This window comes from Qipengyuania sp. L-5Y, assembly GCF_056859455.1.
In genome coordinates, this window is sequence record NZ_JBSXOM010000030.1 from 1 (window position 1) to 19,327 (window position 19,327).

Genomic DNA, 19,327 nt, shown 5'->3' on the forward strand with positions numbered 1-19,327 from the left:
GCCCCAGGCCATCGAACCGATCGCCATGCGCGTACCCGAAGCCTGTCGCTATCTCGGGATCGGACGCAGCACACTCTATGTGCTCATTTCCAGAGACGAGATCGAGATCATCAAGATGGGGAGCGCAACCCTCGTGCTCACCGCCAGCCTGCGCTCGCTGGTTGAGCGGCTGCGTCGTCCTGCCGATCAGGTAACGGGGACCACTTTATGATTACGGCGCATCCTGACTTGCTGAAAGCTGTGGTGCTTGCCGCAATCGTGAGCATGCCAGATCATTCCAAACGTCAGCTGGTCTCGAAGATGAAAGAGCGGCGTGCAAACGCAGAAGAAACACTGGCCGCCAGATTGGTGATTGCGCTTTCGCAGCGGTCCTAGGCTTTCTGACTATGGCAGCTACGCGCCCCATCTCGGTCATTCAACGTTCTGTGATCGCTGCCCGATAGCTGCCTTTCGAACGCGCGGACGATGCCACTGCACCCTTCGCACTTGCAACATTTTTGCTTAGCCGCTAAGTGCCCGCAATCCACCGGACCCGGCCGCGCCGGGTGGCTCGGCCCGGCGCCTATCCCCGGGACAACCTTTCAGACCGGCATTCTGGCCGCACAAAGTGTTCGCAGCTGAGCGATGCTTCCGCGCATCGTGCCGGTCGTGTGAGTCGTGTTAGGGTTCACATGTTCGATATTCCCACGCTTAGGCGTGAATGGCTTTCCAATCCCCGGCGCGACATTCTCGCCGGCATCGTCGTCGCGCTTGCGCTCATTCCCGAGGCAATCGGCTTCTCCATCATTGCCGGGGTCGATCCGAGGGTCGGCCTTTACGCGTCGTTCTCGATCGCGGTCATCATCTCGCTCGTAGGCGGGCGACCGGGCATGATCTCGGCAGCCACCGCAGCTATCGCCGTTCTCGTTCTGCCGCTCATCCAACAATACGGCGTCGAATACCTCTTCGCAGCAACGATCCTGATGGGCGTCATTCAGGTCATCGCAGGTTTCCTACGGCTGCACCTGCTGATGCAATATGTGTCGCGCTCGGTCATCACAGGGTTTGTCAACGCATTGGCGATCCTGATCTTCATCGCACAGCTGCCGGAACTCACCGGCGTGCCGATGCTGACCTACGTGCTGGTCGCCGCGGGACTGGCGGTCATCTACATCCTTCCGCGCCTCACGAAGGCCATTCCCTCGCCGCTGGTCGCGATCATCATCCTGACGACGGTAGTCTACTACATGGGCATGGATGTGCGCACGGTGGGCGATATGGGTGAGTTGCCCTCGTCGCTGCCTTCGTGGCTCATTCCCGACGTTCCGTTCACGCTTGAGACGTTGCAGATCATCCTGCCCTACTCGGCAACGATGGCGGCGGTCGGCCTGCTCGAGTCCATGCTGACCGCGCAGATCGTCGACGACCTGACCGATACGGGGTCCGACAAGCGGCAGGAGATGAAGGGCCAGGGCATCGCAAACTTCTTCACCGGCTTCCTCGGCGGGATGGGCGGCTGCGCCATGATCGGCCAGTCGGTCATCAACGTGAAGTCGGGCGGCGAAACGAGACTTTCGACCTTCGTATCGGGCGTCTTCCTGCTGTTTCTTCTCCTGGTGCTCGGCCCGCTGGTCGCGATCATTCCGATGGCATCACTGGTTGCGGTCATGATTATGGTATCGATCGGCACCTTCTCGTGGCGCTCGATCAAGGACATCCGCACCAATCCCTGGCAGTCGTCGGTGGTCATGATCGTCACGGTAGTCGTGGTCGTGTGGACGCATGACCTGGCGCAGGGCGTGCTCGCTGGTGTGATCCTTTCGGGCCTGTTCTTCGCCAGCAAGGTGAAGCGGTTGTTCACGGTCGATACCGACCTGTCCGCCGACGGCACGACGCGGACCTATCGCATTGGGGGCCAGGTCTTCTTCGCTTCTTCCGATCGCTTCGTCGAAGCGTTCGACTACAAGGAAGTGCTCGACCGGGTGGTGATCGACGTCAGCCGCGCGCACTTCTGGGACATCTCGGCGGTGGGCACGCTCGACAAGGCGATCCTCAAGTTCCGCCGCGAGGGCACCGCGGTAGAGGTCCGCGGCCTGAACGAGGAGAGCGCCGGGATGATCGAGCGCTATGCTATCCATGACAAGCCCGGCGCCGATGCGCAGCTGGGAGGACACTGATGGGAGATACAGCAATGGAAAACGTCCTCGCGGCGATAGATGCCTCGGCCTACGCCACCAGCGTTTGCGGTTATGCCGGGTGGGCGGCAAAGCGGCTGTCGCTTCCGGTCGAACTGCTCCACGTCGTCCAGAGACAGGACGCCATCACGGCGCGCAAGGACCTGTCCGGTGCCATTGGCTTGGGCGTCAAGAGCGACCTCATGGAAGAGCTTGTCCGCCTTTCCGAAGAAGGCAGTCGGACCGAGATCGAGAAAGGCCGCGTCATGCTAAAAGCGGGCGAACAGTTGCTGCGTGAATCGGGCATTACGGACATCTCGACGCTTCATCGCCACGGCGGGGTGGTCGAGACCATTCTCGAGCGCGAAGATCACGCCCGCGTGGTTGTCATGGGCAAGCGCGGCGTCGGCCACGAATATGCCTCGGACCATATCGGCTCGATGATCGAGCGCGTGGTGAGGTCGAGTGAAAAGCCGGTGCTGGTCGCATCGCGCGAATATGCAGAACCGGAGCACGTCGTCTTCGCCTATGATGCCAGTCCCGCCGCGGAACGCGCGCTGGAGCGTCTGGCCAACTCACCGCTGTTCGACGGTCTGCCGGTCACCATCGTCATGGCAGAGGCGGATGGCGAAGCGCAGCGTGAGATGCTGACCAGGGCAGAAGCGGGATTCGCTTCCGACCACCCCGTTACCGTCGTGATGGAGCGGGACAAGGCCGAAAAGGTCATTCCCGGCGTCGTTGCCGCCACCGAGCATTCGCTGCTGCTTATGGGTGCCTATGGGCATTCGCCAATACGTCGCATGATTGTGGGCAGCACGACCACTGAAATGGTTCGCACCGTCAAGGCTCCGGTGCTGATGGTGCGCTGACGTGTCGATCGATCCTGCAACGTTCCGCAATCCTTTGCTGCAAAGGCTCGCCGAACTGGACGAGCAGGATCGCATCTCCGCGAAGGATCGCGATCCGGTGACGCTGGACCAGGAGAGCGTGGGCCGACTTTCTCGCATCGATGCGATGCAGGTGCAGGCAATGGCGCTGGCGCAGAAGCGGCGGCGGAAGGCCGAACGTGCAGGCATCGCGGCAGCTCTCCAGCGGATCGAGGAAGGGGAGTTCGGCTATTGCATCGAATGCGGCGACCAGATTGCCGAGGGTCGGCTGCGGAATAATCCGACGGTGATAAAGTGTCTGGAGTGCGCTGCCGGGAGTGCCTGAGACGAGCGGTTTACGGTAGGTTTACCCGAGCCTGTCAGGTTCTCCAACCATGACAGCCTATATCGAAAGCGACGGATTACGGCTGCGCCGCAAGGTGCGGGCCCTTGTATTGAACGAGAACGACGAGGTGCTCCTCGTGCGGCCGCATGGATATCGCGATGGGGAATGGACCCTTGCGGGCGGCGGCGTGGAAGAGGGCGAATCTCCCGTCGAGGCTATGCGCCGAGAGCTAGCGGAAGAATTAGGCGTCGGGCTGGAGGCCGAGTTATCGGAACTGCCGGTAACCAACCGGTTCATTTACTCGGCAGAGCACAAGGTGAAACGCAACCTTGACCATGACGGGCAGGACGCGGTGATGTTCGCGTGCCGTATTGATCGCAGCCACCCGCTCCACTTGCAGGCTGAAGAGATAGCCGACGCCCGCTGGTTTCCCGCAGATGATGCTCTTGCAGCGTTTCCCGTGCAAAAGCAGCGCGACATTTACATCCGCTGCCTCAGCGAGCTTTCTCGCTCTGCTTAACGGTCGGTCGGCTTAATCTTCGGACTGTGAATGTGGAGCGCATGCTCGCCGCGGATACTGGTCCTGATCTCCGAGCAACTCTTGAGCCGGAGCAATTCCTTCATCGCCGTCAGATTGGCTGCTTCCACAGGCGTGGCGCGAAGGTCTTGAAAACCAGCCCCGCGCCAATCAATCCGACGCCCAGCACCCAGATATCGACCGGAACCCAGAAGGCGAGAAAAAGGCACGAAGCGAGGCCCAGGACGGAGATCCATCTCGGATATAGCCGCTGATCGTCGGGCAGGCGCAGCGCCGCGAGGTTGGAGATCGCGTAATAGATCAGGACCGTGAAGGCGCTGAACGCCCAGACCGTCTCGACGCTGCCAATTGCTGCCAGCCCGGTTACGAGCACACCAACCAGTATGACTGCAGAAGCTGGTTCCTTTTCCGCTTCGGTCAATCGGCCGAAGACTGGCGGAATATCGCCTCGTCGCCCCATGGCGAGCACCACGCGCGACAGTCCGAGGATCAGGTTCAGCAACACGCCAAGCATCGCAGTGATAGCGCCTATTGCCACCAACAAGGCAAGCGAACGCGACCCCATGGCGGTGGCGGCGGTCTGGAGGGTAGTTGCCTGCCGGTCCGGCGCGTCCGCAAAAACGGCAGTTCCAACGATGCCCACGACCACCGCCGCCACGCATATGTAGAGGGCCGCCGTCACCGCAACCGTGACGATGATGGCCCGGGGGATCGTCCGATGCGGCTCCCGCACCTCCTCGCCAAGAGTGGCAATGCGACCGTAGCCCGTGAAGGCAACGAACATTAGCGCTGACGCATAGAGGAACGCCGATGCTGGAGATTCTTCACGGTCCGAGAAAAAGGGCGTCCAATTTGAACTACCGGTTGCGAACGCACTCGGAGAACCGAAGAGGATGAAGCCGCCCAGCGCCGCGAGCGTCACCGAAACGATTGCGATATTCACCCAGCTTGAGCGCTTGATTCCAGCGAGCACCAAAAGCGTGAAAAACAAGACCGAACCCATCGCGACCCAAGGCATTGCCGCCGCACCTCCGCCTGCCATCGGCAGCGCATAGCCTGCGAAACCCAGCGCTGCGGTGGCGGCGGAAGCCGATTTCGCACAGAGGAACATCCAGCCTGCGGTGAGCCCGAGGCGCGGGTTGAGGTAGCGATAACCGTATTCATAAGTGCCACCACTCACGGGGTGACTGGCGGCGAGCTGCGCGCTCGACAGGGCGTTGCAGGTCGCAACCAGCGCGGCAAGCGCGATCGCCAGGAGGACCGATGGGCCAGCAACCCCAGCGGCGATACCGATGCTGACGAATACGCCGGTTCCGACCATCGAGCCGAGGCCCATCATGATCGCGCCTCCTATGCCGAGGTCACGCGATAGTCGGTGGCTCGATTCGTTCATCTATATAACCTTGGTATCGTGTGCGAACTCCCAACGGGAGCCCGCGCAGAGAGCGTTGGGTAACTGAAATGGGCGGCGGGATTTCGGTAAACCGCCGGGCCTATGTTACATGATGTCTAGCGGTATTGGCAGCGCACCACTCATCGAACTCCATCAAGATGAGGGGTTCAAGGCAATCGCCGATATGTCCTTTTGTGGATCGATGGCGCGACCTGCTTCCTTGCGTTCCGAGTAGCGGTCGACCAACTGTTCGGCGTGCGGCCGCAGCAGCACCGTGAAGCGGACGAGCTCCTCCATGACGTCCACGATGCGGTCGTAGAGCGGCGAGGGTTTCATCCTGCCCGCCCCGTCGAACTCCTCGTATGCCTTAGGCACGCTGGACTGGTTTGGAATGGTGAACATCCGCATCCAGCGGCCGAGCAGACGCAGCGTGTTGACGGTGTTGAAGGACTGTGAGCCCGCCGACACCTGCATGACTGCCAGCGTCCGCCCTTGGGTAGGGCGCATTCCCCCGATGCTGAGCGGCAGGTGATCGATCTGGGTCTTCATGATGCCGGTGATCTGGCCGTGCCGCTCCGGGCTGCACCACACCATGCCGTCGGACCAGAAGGCGTGCTCGCGCAGTTCGTGGACGGCAGGATGGTCGTCACCGCCGATCTGGTCAGGCAGCGGCAGATCGGAGGGATCGAAGATGCGCGTCTCAGCGCCAAACAGCTGGAGCAGTCGCGCGGCTTCCTCGACCGCGAGACGCGAATACGAGCGCTCCCGCAGGGAGCCGTAGAGCAGCAGGATTCGCGGCGGCGGCTGGTCGGCGCCAAGACCAACGGCAGGGCGGGCATGGATGAAGGCGGGGTCGAGCGACGGGAAGGTGTCGGGATCGGTGAGTGGGCGTAAACGGGACATGAGCGAGCTCCGTAGATCAGGCCAGCGTCAGGCGAAGAGCTAGCGCGGCCAAGGTCACCAGCAGGATCGGCGTGGTCAGCGTGATGCCGACGCGGAAGTAATAGCCCCAGCCGATTTTCACGCCCTTCTGTCCCAGCACATGCAGCCATAGCAGGGTCGCGAGCGAACCGATCGGGGTGATCTTCGGCCCGAGGTCGCAGCCGATTACGTTGGCGTAGATCATCGCGTCGCGAACGGGGCCGGTGGCGCCCGTAGCGTCGATCGACAGCGCGCCGACGAGGACGGTTGGCATGTTGTTCATCCCTGAGGAAAGCACGGCCGCCAGGATGCCCGTCCCGAAGGTAGCGCCCCACACACCGCCCTCTGCCGAGCGTTCGAGCAGTTCCGCTATAGCGGCGGCGAGCCCGGCGTTGCTCATGCCGTAAACGACCAGATACATGCCGAGTGAGAAGATCACGACCTGCCAGGGGGCCTCGCGGATCACCTGGCCGGTCGGAATGACTCGTCCGCGCGCGGCGATCGCGATCAGCGCCAGCGCGCCGACGGCGGCGACCGCGCTGATCGGAACGCCGAGCGGATCGAGGACGAAGAAGCCGACCAGCAGCAATGCCAGCACCACCCATCCGGCGCGGAAGGTCGCTCGGTCGCGGATCGCCTCTGCAGGAAGGCGAAGCTGGGCGACATGGTAGCTGGCGGGAATGTCCTTCCGGAAGAACAGCATCAAAGCCACTAGCGTGGCCGCGATGGCGGCAAGATCGACCGGCACCATGACCAGCGCATACTCGCCGAACCCAATGTCGAAGAAGTCGGCCGACACGATATTGACAAGGTTCGAGACGACCAACGGTAGGCTGGCAGTATCGGAGATGAATCCCGCTGCCATGACGAAGGCCAATGTCGCCTTGGCATTGTAGCCCAGCGCCCGGAGCATCGCGATCACGATGGGGGTTAGAATCAGCGCGGCCCCATCGTTGGCGAAGATGGACGCAACGCCTGCACCGAGCAGCACCACGAGCACGAACAGCATGCGCCCGTTTCCGCGGCCCCATCGTGCGACATGGAGCGCGGCCCACTCGAAGAATCCCGCCCGGTCGAGGATGAGGCTGATGAGGATGATCGCAACGAAGGCGCCGGTCGCATTCCAGATGATGTTCCACACCACTGGAATGTCGGCGAGTGAGATGACGCCGGTGGCAAGCGCCAGCAGTGCTCCGCCGATCGCGCTCCACCCGATGCCGAGCCCACGCGGCTGCCAGATCACCAGCGTGATGGTGGCAATGAAGATCGCGATCGCGAGCAGCATCAGGCGATACGCTTGCCCGCTACGTCCGCGACCTGCTCGCCGTCCTCCTTGGTGAAGGCGCCCTGCTGTGGGCTTGGCAAAATGTCGAGCACCGCCTCGGACGGACGGCACAGGCGGACGCCGAGCGGGGAGACGACGAGTGGTCTGTTGATGAGGATCGGGTGCTCCATCATCGCGTCCACCAGCGCTGTATCGCCCAGGCTCTCATCGCCGAGCCCCAGTTCGGCAAAAGGCGTGCCCTTTTCGCGCAGCACCTCCCTCGGACTTAGCCCGGCGCGCTCCATCAGGCTTTCCAGCATCGCTCGCGATGGCGGTGTCTTCACATAATCGACCACATGCGGCTCGATTCCGGCATTGCGGATCATCGCCAGCGTGTTGCGCGAGGTGCCGCAGTCGGGATTATGATAGACGACGATGTCGGTGGTCATTCAGGATTCCTTGGCCTTGGCGCTCGCGCCTTCTTCGCGGCCGATGGCGGCCAATTTGCTGCGCACAGACATTTCGTCGATGCTCGGGAGCGGCAGCATCAGGAACAGCTCGATCCGGCGTTTGAGATAGCTGAGCGCATCGACGAAAGCCTGCCGCTGGCCATCGCCCTCGACCGTGGCGGGATCTTCTACGCCCCAATGCGCGGTGAGCGGCTTGCCTGGCCATATCGGACAGCTCTCGCCCGCTGCGTTGTCGCAGACGGTGAAGATGAAATCGAACTCGGGTGCGCCGGGCTTGGTGAACTCGCTCCAGTTCTTCGAGTGCAGGCCATCGGTCGGATAGCCGAAGCTCTCCAGCACATCGAGCGACATCGGATGCACCTCGCCCTTGGGTTGGCTACCCGCGCTGTAGGCACGAAAACGACCTCCGCCCATTTTGTTCATCAACGCTTCGCCCAGGATCGAGCGGGCTGAGTTGCCCGTGCACAGGAACAGGACATTGTAAGGTTGGTCAGGCACTGTCGGCTCCATCAGCAGCAATGGGAGAGTTCGGCCACGAGCGGCTCGCAAAGCTCTGCGCGGCCCTCACAACAATCCTTGGCGAGGAACAGCATCAGGTCGCGCAGGACCTCGATGTTCGCGCGCTGGATCATCTGCCGCCCCCGCTTTTCCGGCAAGACGAGACCAGCGCCGACGAGGATCGCGAGGTGACTTGAGAAGGTGCTCTGGGTCAGACCCGAGGCGTCTACGAGCTGGCCTGTGGAGAGCCCGTCGGGCTCGCTGCGCACGAGACGGCGGAACGCATCAAGCCGCGTTGGGTGCGCCAGAGCAGAGAGTACATCGAGTGCCGAGGTCGACTTCATACATCGGCAATTATCGATGGATTGATCGGCCGTCAATTCCCATCGATATTTGCCGATGAATAGAGGGTGGATTCGACGGAACTGCGCAATGACACTTCGCGGTCCGGACGACCGGATGCGGCTTTCTAAATCCCATAACCAGACTGTCTGCTGCCGGCCCCGTTCCAGCCATTTCGCGTATCGACGTTGCACCGAGAAACAAACCTGTTCGAAGCTTGCTCATCCTTGCAATCGACGACGGATAGCGGTGGAAAATTCTGGACATTCAGTGCCGCAATGAGGCATTGTTTAACCGTCGAACATCAATGACGACTTGGACGTGTGGTAACGACTGTGGGTACGGGCTAGGCGGCTGAAGGATAAGAAAAAGATTTCAATTCATTAGGTTGAGACCTAAGAAATCCTCCGTCTCCGCCACCACCCTGCAAGACCCGATCGCTCTTGGCGCTGCGAAACCACCTCGCGGAAGGGTGGCCCGTCCCGAAGGACGAGCCTTCGTCTTCAATCCGCCTTCACTATCCGGTCAACTCCGGCGCGTGTTACCGCGTGATAGCTATCGCGTGTTTTGGCGTAGATGCGCCGCGCGATCGGCTGGCCCCATTCGCCTTCGTCCCACAGGACCTGAAACAGCGGGCGCACGAATTTTGCCCGGCCGACCTCAGCCAGAAACTCCTCTGCTTTTGGAACTGCGGGCTCGTATTGGTTCATCAGTCCAAGTTCGAGCCAGAGGAACAGGATCTCGTTGTTTCCAGCCTCAGACAGACCGAGCGCGCTGTCGAGTGCGGCGAGTTGTTCGGCACTGCGTGTTTTTGGAATGTTGTCTAGGAACCGCATCTGCTCCGCCGCGCTCCAGCCGCTATAGGCGGCAGGGATCGACCCATCGGCTGTGTAAGCCGATACGGCCGCATCGACTTCAGCGAAAGCGGCAGGATCAGGGCGCACGACATTCGATGGCAAGCCTGGTTCGAAAATCCACTCACGAAGCTTTAGCGCTTGTGCTTCGGCTGGCGAAACAACGAGGTTTGCAAGCATGTCTTCATAAATGAGTTCGCTCGTAGCAGGCTGGAAAGCGTGATTGTCGAACCACTGGCGCAACCAGGCATCGAAGCGTTCGCGGCCTATTGTGCGTTCCAAGGTCCGCATGAAGAAATGGCCCTTGTCGTATGTGATCGCACTACCGAGTTCGTCGGCACCGGGTTCGTGATGCAATGCACTACCAGGCGCGTCCATGCCGACTTCGGCCAAAGTCTCTTCGATCGCAGCGAATGAAAGAGCGGCCTCCTGCTCGGCGCGCTTCTTGCCGTAGACCGCCTCGACGATCCGGTTTTCGAAGTATGAGGTTACGCCTTCGTTGAGCCAGCTATCTTCCCAGACGGCATTGGTCACGAGGTTGCCGGACCAGCTATGCGCCAATTCATGGGCGACGAGGCCGTTATTCGAACGGTCGCCTGCAATGAAAGTCGGTGTCAGAAAGGTCATGACCGGATTTTCCATTCCGCCATAAGGGAAGGAAGGCGGAAGCACGATCATGTCGTAGCGGCCCCAACGATAATCGCCGTAAAGCTGCTCGGCAGCGACAACCATGTCTTCCGTATCGCCAACCTCTTTCCATGCGCGATCCAGCGTTGCAGGCTCTGCCCAGACGCCTGTACGCGGCCCGATCGCTTTGAAATCGATATCGCCGGCCGCGATAGCCATCAGATAAGGGGGGACCGGCTTGTCCATCACGAATTTGAACACGCGGCGGCCATCGCCGAGATCTTCGGGCTCACCCTGCCGCACGCCGCTCATCACCACGTCGAGCGGCTTAGGTGCGGTGATGCGCGCCTCCCAAGTCTGACGGATGCCGGGGCTATCCTGAGTTGGAATCCACGTGCGATTGAGAATGGCCTGACCCTGGCTGAACAAGAACGGATGGACGCCGCCCTTGGTCTGTTCGGGGCTCAACCATTGTAGCGCGTCCGCATCAGCAGGCGCACGGTACTCGATGCGCAGCTTTTGCGCGCCGTCCAGCGCGATTGTCAGCGGCGCGCCCTTGCCTCCTTCGAAGATCGTCTCGCCGATCTGATATTGAAGCTCACGCCCCGCACCATCGGTTACACGGGCGATCTCCAACCCGTTCGAGTCGAGCACAATCTCTTCGGCGCCGGGCTGTGCGAGCACATCGAGTTCAGCGGTGCCACTTACGCGTTTAGCATCGAAATCGAGCGCCAGATCGAGCGCAACGTGGGTAACTCGCGCTATCTGGGGCTTTGCATACGTCGCGCTGTCGACGGCATCCGGACGGGTCAGAATCGGTGAAACCAAACGATCCGATGCAGAGTTGGCCATGGGCGGTGCGGTCTCCATCGTAGTGCAGGCGGTGCTGGCAAGTAAAAGGGCGAGCGGGGCAGCTAGGCGACGCATGGGGAAACTCCGGTTTGTTATGGTACCGGATGCGCGATCCGGCCTCTTTTCGGTTCCGGGACTTTATTGCCGATCTGTCGAATGCGCGCCAGCCCTGCAGCCGAAATCATATCAAAGACACTGGCCAAATCCCTGATCCCATGCGATGAGAACGTTAACAAACAACGAGGGAGAGATGTTGTGATCCGAACTGCACTCATATGCGCAGCGGCAGCCTGCCTTGCTGCATCATCGCTGGCGGCGCAGGAGCCAAGCGATGATCGTACGCTCGTATGGTCGGATGAATTCAATCAGGCCGAACTCGATCGCACGAAGTGGGGCGTTATCGGCACGGACTTCTGGGTCAATAACGAACAGCAGGCTTATGTGGATGACTCTGCCGTACTGTCGATCGTCGATGGGGTGTCAGGCGCCGATGGAGGCGCACTCATTCTACGCCCCGTATTCAAGCCGGGCGTAGATCCCCATCCCGAACGCAAAGCGGATTTTCTATCCGGCCGGGTGGAAAGCCAAAACAAGTACGAATTCACATATGGCCGTGCCGAAGCCCGCATCAAAATGCCAGACGCCGATGGCGTTTGGCCAGCGTTCTGGCTACTCGGCAACGATGCTTGGCCCGGCACCGGCGAAATCGACATCATGGAATATGTGGGCGAGAAGGACTGGGTTGGTGTCGCCCTGCACGGCCCTGGTTACTCCGGCGAAACTCCGCTGGTGAACAAGTTCTACTTTCCCGAAGGTGAAGATGTAACGGGCTGGCACGTCTATGCGGTTGAATGGAAAAAGAATGAGATCCTGTTTCAGATCGATGGCCGCACCCTGTACCGCGTGACGCGCCCTATGGTCGAAAATTACGGAAAGTGGGCATTCGACAATCCCAAATACCTGATCCTGAATTTCGCGATGGGCGGGGCCTATCCGTTCAAGACAAACGGCATAGAAAAACCCTATAACGGCGTTCCGCAATCTACGGTCGACAAGGTCAAGTCGGGCGAAGTGGCGATGCTCGTCGATTGGGTCAGGGTTTACGCGCCTGAAGAATAAGGTTGCGTTGCGCGCAACATGAGGTGCGTGCACATAGCTGGAAATGATTGGGGCGACCGGCTAGGGCGATAAACCATGTTCGATGGCTTTGACGCTTTGCTGCTCGCCCGGATCCAGTTCGCCTTCACGGTGAGCTTCCATTTCATATTTCCGGCCTTGTCGATCGGGCTGGCGAGTTACCTCATGGTGCTCGAGGGCTTGTGGCTGAAAACCGGCAAGCAACTCTATCTCGACCTGTTCAAATACTGGCTCAAGATCTTCGCAATCACTTTCGCGATGGGCGTCGTGTCCGGCATCGTGATGAGTTATCAGTTTGGGACGAACTGGGCCGTGTTTTCAGACAAGGCCGGCCCGGTAATCGGGCCATTGATGGCTTACGAGGTGCTTACGGCCTTCTTCCTCGAAGCGGGTTTTCTCGGAGTCATGCTGTTCGGTATGAACAGGGTTGGGAAAGGCCTGCACTTCGCGGCCACATTCATGGTCGCGTTCGGCACCTTCGTATCTGCATTCTGGATCCTCTCGGTCAATAGCTGGATGCAGACCCCGGTCGGGTTCGAGATGGGCGCCAATGGGCAGTTCCTGCCCGGCGAGAGCTGGTGGGATATCGTATTCAGCCCGAGCTTTCCCTATCGCCTGGTCCATACGGTGCTGGCTGCCTACCTTACCACCGCGTTCGTCGTTGGTGGTGTCGGCGCATGGCACCTGCTGAAAGATCGGACGAATGCGCACGCACGCAAGATGTTTTCGATGGCCATGTGGATGGCGGCACTCGTGGTGCCGATCCAGATATTTGCGGGCGACATGCACGGCCTCAACACTCTAGAGCATCAGCCACCAAAGGTGATGGCAATGGAAGGGCATTTCGAAAGCCATCCGGACGGTGCCCCGCTGTACCTCTTCGGCATTCCGGATCAGGATGCACAAGAACTCAGATATGCCATCGGCATCCCCAAACTCTCGTCGCTCATCCTCAAGCATGATCCGGACGCGCCGCTGGATGGGCTGGACACTGTTCCGCGCGACGAACAGCCGCCAGTGGCTGTGGTTTTCTGGACCTTCCGCATTATGGTCGGCTTGGGATTCGCCATGCTTGGCGTAGGCCTATGGAGCCTTTTCGCCAGAATGCGGGGCAAACTATACGACTGGAAATGGTTGCACCGTGCCGCCCTGCTCATGGGGCCGAGCGGCTTTATCGCTGTCATCGCCGGCTGGGTCACCACCGAAGTCGGCCGGCAGCCGTGGGTGATTTACGGTCTTTTGCGAACAGCCGATGCGGCCAGCCCGCTTGATGCCCCGGCAGTCGGGGCATCCTTGCTCGCTTTCGTTATCGTCTACTTTACGGTTTTCGGCGTGGGCGTCTGGTATATCCTGCGACTGATGAAGGCACCGCCTCATGCCGGGGAAAAGGGCGTGAAGCGAACCGAGAAGGGGCCCGTGCGGACCGCCGGTATCACACCCGGGCCGACGCAAAATCCGGGTCACAATCCCGACACCCTCCCTTCGAACCACGAGGAGGCAGACGATGGCCGTTAACGTCGATCTCACCGTCGTCTGGGCTTTTATCATCGCCTTCGCGGTTTTCGCCTATGTAGTCATGGACGGCTTCGATCTGGGGATCGGCATCCTGTTCCCAAGCTTCGAAGTCGGACGCGAGCGAGACCGGGCGATGAATTCGATCGCACCGGTGTGGGACGGGAACGAGACGTGGCTTGTGCTCGGCGGCGGCGGCCTGTTCGCCGCGTTCCCGCTCGCCTACGCCGTAATTCTTCCCGCAACCTACCCACTCATAATTGCCATGCTACTGGGGTTGGTGTTTCGCGGCGTGGCTTTCGAGTTCCGGTGGCGCGACCCTTCGCATCGACGCCTCTGGGACTTCGCCTTCACCGGCGGCAGCCTGGTGGCTGCGATGGCACAGGGGATGACCCTTGGCGCGCTGCTGCAAGGCATTGATGTCGTCGACCGGGCCTACGCGGGCAGCTGGTTCGACTGGTTCACCCCATACACGCTCCTTACCGGGATTGGCACGGTAGCCGGTTACGCTCTGCTCGGCGCTTGCTGGCTGGTATGGAAACTCGATGGCGAAGCGCAGGCGCACGCCCGCACGCTGGCGAAGCGCGCAGCATGGGCTACTCTCATCCTCATGGGCGGTGTAAGCGTCTACAATCTCGGGCTACGACCCGAATATGCAGACCGCTGGCTGACCGCACCCGAAATCTATTTCGCTGCTCCTGTGCCGATCCTGACAGGACTTATAGCGCTCGCACTGCTTCGCTCGCTGTCGGTGGAGCGTCATTCAAAGCCATTTTGGCTCAGCCTTGCGCTGTTCTTTTTCGGCATGGCAGGACTGGGCGTTACCATGTGGCCGTACGTGGTCCCACCGGGGCTTACCATATGGGATGTTGCCGCGCCCGAACGCAGCCAGATATTCATGCTGATTGGCGTCAGCATTACCATGCCGCTGATTATCGCCTATACCGCCTGGGCCTATTGGGTGTTTCGTGGCAAGGTCGGAGACGAAGGCTACCATTGACGCAGGCTCCTCTCTGGAAGCGCCTCGCCTGGATGGCAGCGATCTGGCTGGCGAGCGTAAGCGTCCTCGGCGCGGTCGCTTACGTCCTGCGCTTTTGGCTTAGCTGATCAGCTCCACACCGCTTCGGGCGGCAGGCTCATCAGAATGGCGTCGATATTGCCCCCGGTCTTCAGTCCGAACAAAGTCCCGCGGTCGTAGACCAGATTGAATTCGGCGTAACGGCCGCGCCATTCCAGCTGGGTCTGCTTGTCTTCAGGTGTGAATTCGGTTTCCATTCGGCGGCGGACAAGCGAGGGAAAAACATCGAGAAAGGCCTCTCCCACGTCCTTCGTGTAAGCGAGATTGCGTTCGAATGCAGCCTCGTCTTCGCATTCCAAGTGATCGTAGAAGATGCCGCCAACCCCGCGATGCACACCACGATGCGGGATGTAGAAATAATCTTCGGCCCATTTTCTGAAGCGTTCGTAATAGGTTGGGTTATGTGCTGAGCAGGCGGCACGAAAACGCGCGTGAAACTGTTCCGTATCCTCTTCATACGGGATCGGGGGATTCAAGTCCGCCCCGCCTCCGAACCATGCCTTCCCTGTGGTCAGGAAGCGCGTGTTCATATGTACCGCGGGAACATGTGGATTGGCCATATGGGCTACCAGACTGATACCCGTCGCAGTGAAGCCGGGGTTTTCGGCGCTGGCGCCATTGATCGTACCTGCAAACTCGGGCGCGAAATTTCCGCGTACAGTCGACACGTTTACGCCGACCTTTTCGAAGACCTTGCCTTTCATCAAACCGCGCGTACCGCCGCCAGGATCTGAATTGCCTTCTTCCTCACGGCTCCAGCTGTCGTATCGGAAACTCGCCTCCGAACCTGCCTCGCGCTCGATCGCTTCGAACTCGGTGCATATGCGATCGCGCAGGTTTTCGAACCATTTGCGGGCGGCGTCGGTTTGCTGTGTCCAGTCGGTCATGCCAAAGGCCTTGCCATCGCACTTTGGCTACGGCAATAGCGCGCTATGGTTCCCCTTTCGTTCGCCGGTGAGGAATGGCTCCTGACAGAGGGCCGCGCGCTGTATTGGCCGAGTGAACGCGCACTACTAGTCGCCGACCTGCACCTCGAGAAAGGGAGCTTCTTTGCAAGCCATGGGCAGATGATCCCGCCTTACGATAGCAGAGAGACACTGGAACGTGTTGCAATCGCCATTCGCGAAACAGGCGCGCGCCGTGTTATTACGCTTGGGGACAATTTTCATGATTCCGACGGATCTACGCGGCTCGAGCCTCATGCCTGCGGGATGCTGGAAGCTTTGACGAAGGCCGTCGATTGGGTGTGGATCACGGGCAATCACGATCCGCACATGGATGCGCGATGTGGCGGTGTTCTGGTGGAAGAACTCGAATTGGGGGGCGTTGTCTTGCGCCACCGAGCGCACAAGGGTGAAACCCGACCTGAGCTGTCGGGCCATTACCATCCGCGTCTGCAACTCAAGATCCGCCATCGCAACATCCGTCGGCCATGCGCTGTCGTAAGCGCGAACGACGGGGGGGACGGGAAGCCATCCGGTCGGATGATATTGCCGGCCTTCGGCGCTTATACGGGTGGAATGAATGCGGCCGATCCAGCCATCCTTGCGGCGCTTCAACCGGCCGAGCGGATCGATGCCGTGGTACCCGCAAAAGGCCAGTTGGCCCGGTTCAATTTGTGGAATCGCGCTGCTTAAGCGCAACGCCGCAGCGATAAACTGCGCCCCATTCGCATAACACACTTCCGAATCCTCGGAACAATGCCTACATGCGCCCTTTCTAGTACGGCCACCAAAGGAGATTGCCCCATAGCCCGTCCACCCCGCCGTAGCATGCAGATGCCCGTCAAAAGCGGCCCTCGCTACGATAACATGATCAATGTGCCGAAGGTCCGCGTGATCGATCACGAAGGTGAGAACCTCGGCGTTATGTTCACCCGCGAAGCTGTCGAGCAGGCCAACGAACTCGGCCTCAACCTCGTCGAAGTGTCCCCCAACGCGGACCCGCCGGTGTGCAAATTCCTCGACGTCGGCAAATATCGCTACGAGGCGCAGAAAAAAGCGAACCTCGCGCGAAAGACGCAAAAGACGCAGGAAATCAAAGAGATCAAGATGCGCCCGAACATCGATGATCACGATTACGATGTAAAAATGCGCAACGTCGTCAAGTTCCTCGAGAACGGTGACAAGGTGAAATGTACCCTGCGTTTCCGTGGTCGTGAAATGGCCCATCAGCAACTCGGCATGGACCTGCTCAACCGCGTTCGTGACGATGTTGAAGAAATCGCCAAGGTCGAAGCCTTCCCGCGTCTGGAAGGCCGCCAAATGGTCATGGTGCTGGCTCCCAAATAGTCAGCCGACAACGCAATCAAAAGCGACGAACCGGGGAACGCGAATGGCGTCTCCCCGGTTTTTCTTTGCATGAAACAAGCGTCCATTCTCGCCATGGCCTGCAGCTTCGCGCTAACGGCTTGCAACCAGTCCGAAACAGATCAGGACAGTCCGACGACCACCCCGGCAAGTGGATCTTCCGTGGAGGTCGCCCTTCCTGCTCCGACCCAGGCTACTGGCCAGGTGACAGGTGGAGAGAACGATGGTTCGCCAGACCTCTCCCCCGCCCCCCTGACTCCCGAAGCGGAACGCGGTGAAACAGGCGCCCGCAACGTCCTGCTGTCCTTTGCCCGCGCCATTGAGCTGCGCGAGTTTGATCAAGCGTGGGAAATGCTTGATGATGGTGATCAGCAAAGGTGGAGCAAGGCTCAATGGCGCGCCTTATTCGCCGATCTCGGCAAGATCACGGTCGCAGTCCCAGATGGCTCCATGGAAGGCGCGGCCGGATCATCCTATTACACCAGTGAAGCGACAATAACGGCAACCGACAAGGATGGTCGTCCCGTTCGATATGAAGGACCCGTCGTCCTTCGCCGCGTCAACGACGTCCCCGGCGCCAGTGCCGCCCAACTGCGCTGGCATATCGACAGCGTCCAGCTCGACTGGACACACTAGACTGTTGCAGATGCAATCCCGATCCTGCTCGCCATGCGCGGGCCTAGTTGAACGCGCTCACGAAGCAAACTAGTGGGATCGCTACAAGCGACGGTTGGCGGAGAAGCGTTCCTGCGGAGGTTAGGAGCGGGTGCCGCTATCCATTCGATCAGCTCCCGCCTTCCTGGGAGCGTGTTTTAGGAAGGATGCTCCCATAATGAGCGATCACGATATCGACCCCACCTCGCCCCGCATGGCGCCCAAGCCGGAAGTGACCAAGATCGGCGGTCGCGAACTTAAGCCCAGCACGCTTATGATGGGTCACGGCTTCGACCCTGTGCTGTCGGAAGGTAGCCTCAAACCGCCGATCTTCCTGACGTCGACCTTCGCTTTCCCAAGCGCGGCCGATGGGAAGCGCCATTTCGAAGGTATCACCGGCAAGCGTCCAGGCGGTTCGGACGGCTTGGTCTATTCGCGCTTCAACGCACCCAATCAGGAAATCCTCGAGGATCGCCTCTCCGTTTGGGACGGCGCCGAAGACGCGCTGAGTTTCTCGAGCGGCATGACGGCGATCTGTGTCCTCATGCTGGCCTATGCCAATCAGAACGATGTCATCGTGCATTCCGGTCCGCTTTATGCAGCGTCTGAAGGCTTCGTTGCCAAGGTGCTTGCACGCTTCGGCATCACCTATGTCGATTTCCCTGCCGGTGCCACGCGCGAAGACATCGACGCAGTGCTCAGCAAAGCGAAGGATCAAGCCAAATCGCAGGGCGGCAACGTCTGCATGGTGTATCTCGAAAGTCCCGGCAATCCGACAAATGCTCTTGTCGATGTCGAAGCCGTCCGTGCGGCCGTCGACGAGGCTGGGCTCGAATGTCCGATTGCCATCGACAACACCTTCCTTGGTCCGCTTTGGCAGCGTCCGCTCGACCAGGGCGCGGACATCGTGGTCTATTCGCTGACCAAATATGTCGGCGGCCATTCCGACCTCGTCGCGGGCAGCATCGCCGGAGCGAAGAAATGGATGGACCCGGTCCGCATGCTTCGCAACACGATGGGCGGCATCTGCGATCCCAACACCGCATGGATGCTTCTGCGCTCGCTCGAGACGGTCGAACTTCGCATGCAGCGGGCCGGAGACAATGCAGCGCGTGTTTGCGATTACCTTGCCAAGCACCCCAAGGTCGAAGGCCTAGGCTATCTTGGCATGATAAAGGATGCCCGCCAGCAGGATATCTATGATCGCCATTGCAAGGGCGCCGGCAGCACTTTTTCACTACTGCTAAAAGGCGGAGAGGCCGAGTGCTTCCGCTTTCTCGACAGTCTGAAAATCGCCAAGCTCGCCGTCAGCCTTGGCGGAACAGAAACTCTGGCAAGTCACCCGGCTTCGATGACCCACCTTTCGGTCGCGGAAGGACGCCGCGCGGAACTCGGAATTTCCGATAATCTGGTACGGATCAGTATCGGGATCGAGGATCCGGACGATCTGATCGCCGACTTCGAACAGGCGCTGGAGGCAGTCTGACACGCATCGGTTTTCTCGCCTGCGCGG

Annotated in this window: 21 protein-coding genes and 1 other annotated feature; of the genes, 13 read left to right on the plus strand and 8 right to left on the minus strand. The window is 60.2% G+C overall.

Features of this window, described 5'->3' with window-relative positions; genetic code table 11:
- The 5 genes from AC13F2_RS10020 to AC13F2_RS10040 all read left to right on the plus strand — a co-directional run.
- A partial coding sequence (locus AC13F2_RS10020) for a helix-turn-helix domain-containing protein (protein WP_482964524.1) occupies window positions 1–211 on the plus strand: 211 nt, incomplete at its 5' end.
- Window positions 212–525: 314 nt separating this feature from the next.
- Window positions 526–579, plus strand: a sequence feature (sul1 is cis-regulatory element that is thought to sense ions involved in sulfur or methionine metabolism; They are found in Alphaproteobacteria).
- Window positions 580–671: 92 nt separating this feature from the next.
- A complete protein-coding gene (locus AC13F2_RS10025) occupies window positions 672–2,156 on the plus strand; it encodes a SulP family inorganic anion transporter (RefSeq protein ID WP_103024581.1) in 1,485 nt (494 codons plus the stop codon).
- Window positions 2,156–3,022 carry a universal stress protein gene (locus AC13F2_RS10030; protein WP_233457382.1) on the plus strand — a complete coding sequence of 289 codons (867 nt, stop codon included), beginning with the start codon at window positions 2,156–2,158 and terminating at the stop codon, window positions 3,020–3,022. Before AC13F2_RS10025 ends, AC13F2_RS10030 begins: the two co-directional genes overlap by 1 nt.
- Window position 3,023: 1 nt before the next feature.
- Window positions 3,024–3,365, plus strand: coding sequence for a TraR/DksA family transcriptional regulator (locus tag AC13F2_RS10035; protein ID WP_103024580.1), 342 nt, complete (start codon window positions 3,024–3,026; stop codon window positions 3,363–3,365).
- A 49-nt stretch (window positions 3,366–3,414) separates the two neighbouring features.
- Complete coding sequence (locus AC13F2_RS10040; RefSeq protein ID WP_103024579.1) at window positions 3,415–3,885, plus strand: NUDIX domain-containing protein; 471 nt, start codon at window positions 3,415–3,417, stop codon at window positions 3,883–3,885.
- 109 nt (window positions 3,886–3,994) lie between these two features.
- Here the strand turns inward: AC13F2_RS10040 and AC13F2_RS10045 are convergent, their stop codons facing one another.
- From AC13F2_RS10045 to AC13F2_RS10075, 7 genes are all read right to left on the minus strand, one after another.
- Window positions 3,995–5,296: an APC family permease gene (locus AC13F2_RS10045; protein WP_482964525.1), complete on the minus strand. Its 1,302-nt coding sequence runs from the start codon at window positions 5,294–5,296 to the stop codon at window positions 3,995–3,997.
- A 153-nt stretch (window positions 5,297–5,449) separates the two neighbouring features.
- A complete protein-coding gene (gene arsH / locus AC13F2_RS10050; protein ID WP_119593915.1) occupies window positions 5,450–6,199 on the minus strand; it encodes an arsenical resistance protein ArsH in 750 nt (249 codons plus the stop codon).
- Window positions 6,200–6,215: 16 nt separating this feature from the next.
- Window positions 6,216–7,502: an arsenic transporter gene (locus AC13F2_RS10055; RefSeq protein ID WP_103024576.1), complete on the minus strand. Its 1,287-nt coding sequence runs from the start codon at window positions 7,500–7,502 to the stop codon at window positions 6,216–6,218.
- A complete protein-coding gene (arsC, locus tag AC13F2_RS10060; protein ID WP_103024575.1) occupies window positions 7,502–7,930 on the minus strand; it encodes an arsenate reductase (glutaredoxin) in 429 nt (142 codons plus the stop codon). The genes AC13F2_RS10055 and arsC overlap by 1 nt, the downstream gene beginning before the upstream one ends.
- The gene (locus AC13F2_RS10065; protein WP_103024607.1) at window positions 7,931–8,461 is read right to left on the minus strand and encodes an arsenate reductase ArsC; all 531 of its coding nucleotides are present in this window, start codon (window positions 8,459–8,461) and stop codon (window positions 7,931–7,933) included. It lies immediately after the preceding gene.
- Window positions 8,461–8,793, minus strand: coding sequence for an ArsR/SmtB family transcription factor (locus AC13F2_RS10070; RefSeq protein ID WP_103024574.1), 333 nt, complete (start codon window positions 8,791–8,793; stop codon window positions 8,461–8,463). Before AC13F2_RS10070 ends, AC13F2_RS10065 begins: the two co-directional genes overlap by 1 nt.
- Window positions 8,794–9,294: 501 nt before the next feature.
- On the minus strand, window positions 9,295–11,199 hold the full coding sequence (locus AC13F2_RS10075) for a M1 family metallopeptidase (protein ID WP_482964526.1): 1,905 nt from the start codon (window positions 11,197–11,199) through the stop codon (window positions 9,295–9,297).
- Between the two features lie 180 nt (window positions 11,200–11,379).
- Here AC13F2_RS10075 and AC13F2_RS10080 point away from each other — a divergent pair, with 180 nt between their 5' ends.
- The 4 genes from AC13F2_RS10080 to AC13F2_RS10095 all read left to right on the plus strand — a co-directional run bounded on the left by AC13F2_RS10080 (window position 11,380) and on the right by AC13F2_RS10095 (window position 14,880).
- Window positions 11,380–12,243 (plus strand): glycoside hydrolase family 16 protein, encoded by an 864-nt coding sequence (locus tag AC13F2_RS10080; RefSeq protein ID WP_482964527.1) that lies wholly within the window; start codon window positions 11,380–11,382, stop codon window positions 12,241–12,243.
- 75 nt (window positions 12,244–12,318) lie between these two features.
- Window positions 12,319–13,776 (plus strand): cytochrome ubiquinol oxidase subunit I, encoded by a 1,458-nt coding sequence (locus tag AC13F2_RS10085; RefSeq protein ID WP_375246232.1) that lies wholly within the window; start codon window positions 12,319–12,321, stop codon window positions 13,774–13,776.
- A complete protein-coding gene (cydB, locus tag AC13F2_RS10090; protein WP_221597387.1) occupies window positions 13,766–14,773 on the plus strand; it encodes a cytochrome d ubiquinol oxidase subunit II in 1,008 nt (335 codons plus the stop codon). Before AC13F2_RS10085 ends, cydB begins: the two co-directional genes overlap by 11 nt.
- Window positions 14,770–14,880, plus strand: coding sequence for a DUF2474 family protein (locus tag AC13F2_RS10095; protein ID WP_234003235.1), 111 nt, complete (start codon window positions 14,770–14,772; stop codon window positions 14,878–14,880). The genes cydB and AC13F2_RS10095 overlap by 4 nt, the downstream gene beginning before the upstream one ends.
- Here AC13F2_RS10095 and hemF read toward each other — a convergent pair whose 3' ends face one another.
- The gene (gene hemF / locus AC13F2_RS10100) at window positions 14,881–15,738 is read right to left on the minus strand and encodes an oxygen-dependent coproporphyrinogen oxidase (protein ID WP_482964528.1); all 858 of its coding nucleotides are present in this window, start codon (window positions 15,736–15,738) and stop codon (window positions 14,881–14,883) included. It abuts the gene before it with no gap.
- A 45-nt stretch (window positions 15,739–15,783) separates the two neighbouring features.
- Here hemF and pdeM point away from each other — a divergent pair, with 45 nt between their 5' ends.
- From pdeM to AC13F2_RS10120, 4 genes are all read left to right on the plus strand, one after another.
- Entirely contained in the window at window positions 15,784–16,488 is a 705-nt protein-coding gene (gene pdeM / locus AC13F2_RS10105; RefSeq protein WP_482964529.1) for a ligase-associated DNA damage response endonuclease PdeM, read from the plus strand.
- A 135-nt stretch (window positions 16,489–16,623) separates the two neighbouring features.
- Entirely contained in the window at window positions 16,624–17,142 is a 519-nt protein-coding gene (infC, locus tag AC13F2_RS10110; protein WP_103024566.1) for a translation initiation factor IF-3, read from the plus strand.
- A gap of 69 nt (window positions 17,143–17,211) precedes the next feature.
- Window positions 17,212–17,796, plus strand: a complete 585-nt coding sequence (locus AC13F2_RS10115) for a hypothetical protein (RefSeq protein ID WP_482964530.1) — start codon at window positions 17,212–17,214, stop codon at window positions 17,794–17,796.
- 196 nt (window positions 17,797–17,992) lie between these two features.
- Window positions 17,993–19,300, plus strand: a complete 1,308-nt coding sequence (locus tag AC13F2_RS10120) for a cystathionine gamma-synthase family protein (RefSeq protein WP_301641630.1) — start codon at window positions 17,993–17,995, stop codon at window positions 19,298–19,300.
- The last annotated feature ends 27 nt before the right edge of the window (window positions 19,301–19,327 follow it).

Excerpts from the sequence above, each read along its gene's own strand:
- AC13F2_RS10070 (WP_103024574.1), bottom strand. The coding sequence starts at position 8,793 with ATGAAGTCGACCTCGGCACTCGATGTACTCTCTGCTCTGGCGCACCCA.
- AC13F2_RS10055 (WP_103024576.1), bottom strand. The coding sequence starts at position 7,502 with ATGCTGCTCGCGATCGCGATCTTCATTGCCACCATCACGCTGGTGATC.
- AC13F2_RS10085 (WP_375246232.1), top strand. The coding sequence starts at position 12,319 with ATGTTCGATGGCTTTGACGCTTTGCTGCTCGCCCGGATCCAGTTCGCC.
- hemF (WP_482964528.1), bottom strand. The coding sequence starts at position 15,738 with ATGACCGACTGGACACAGCAAACCGACGCCGCCCGCAAATGGTTCGAA.
- AC13F2_RS10040 (WP_103024579.1), top strand. The coding sequence starts at position 3,415 with ATGACAGCCTATATCGAAAGCGACGGATTACGGCTGCGCCGCAAGGTG.
- AC13F2_RS10065 (WP_103024607.1), bottom strand. The coding sequence starts at position 8,461 with ATGGAGCCGACAGTGCCTGACCAACCTTACAATGTCCTGTTCCTGTGC.
- AC13F2_RS10045 (WP_482964525.1), bottom strand. The coding sequence starts at position 5,296 with ATGAACGAATCGAGCCACCGACTATCGCGTGACCTCGGCATAGGAGGC.
- arsH (WP_119593915.1), bottom strand. The coding sequence starts at position 6,199 with ATGTCCCGTTTACGCCCACTCACCGATCCCGACACCTTCCCGTCGCTC.
- pdeM (WP_482964529.1), top strand. The coding sequence starts at position 15,784 with ATGGTTCCCCTTTCGTTCGCCGGTGAGGAATGGCTCCTGACAGAGGGC.
- infC (WP_103024566.1), top strand. The coding sequence starts at position 16,624 with ATGCAGATGCCCGTCAAAAGCGGCCCTCGCTACGATAACATGATCAAT.
- AC13F2_RS10025 (WP_103024581.1), top strand. The coding sequence starts at position 672 with ATGTTCGATATTCCCACGCTTAGGCGTGAATGGCTTTCCAATCCCCGG.
- cydB (WP_221597387.1), top strand. The coding sequence starts at position 13,766 with ATGGCCGTTAACGTCGATCTCACCGTCGTCTGGGCTTTTATCATCGCC.
- AC13F2_RS10075 (WP_482964526.1), bottom strand. The coding sequence starts at position 11,199 with ATGCGTCGCCTAGCTGCCCCGCTCGCCCTTTTACTTGCCAGCACCGCC.
- AC13F2_RS10115 (WP_482964530.1), top strand. The coding sequence starts at position 17,212 with ATGAAACAAGCGTCCATTCTCGCCATGGCCTGCAGCTTCGCGCTAACG.
- AC13F2_RS10120 (WP_301641630.1), top strand. The coding sequence starts at position 17,993 with ATGAGCGATCACGATATCGACCCCACCTCGCCCCGCATGGCGCCCAAG.
- arsC (WP_103024575.1), bottom strand. The coding sequence starts at position 7,930 with ATGACCACCGACATCGTCGTCTATCATAATCCCGACTGCGGCACCTCG.
- AC13F2_RS10030 (WP_233457382.1), top strand. The coding sequence starts at position 2,156 with ATGGGAGATACAGCAATGGAAAACGTCCTCGCGGCGATAGATGCCTCG.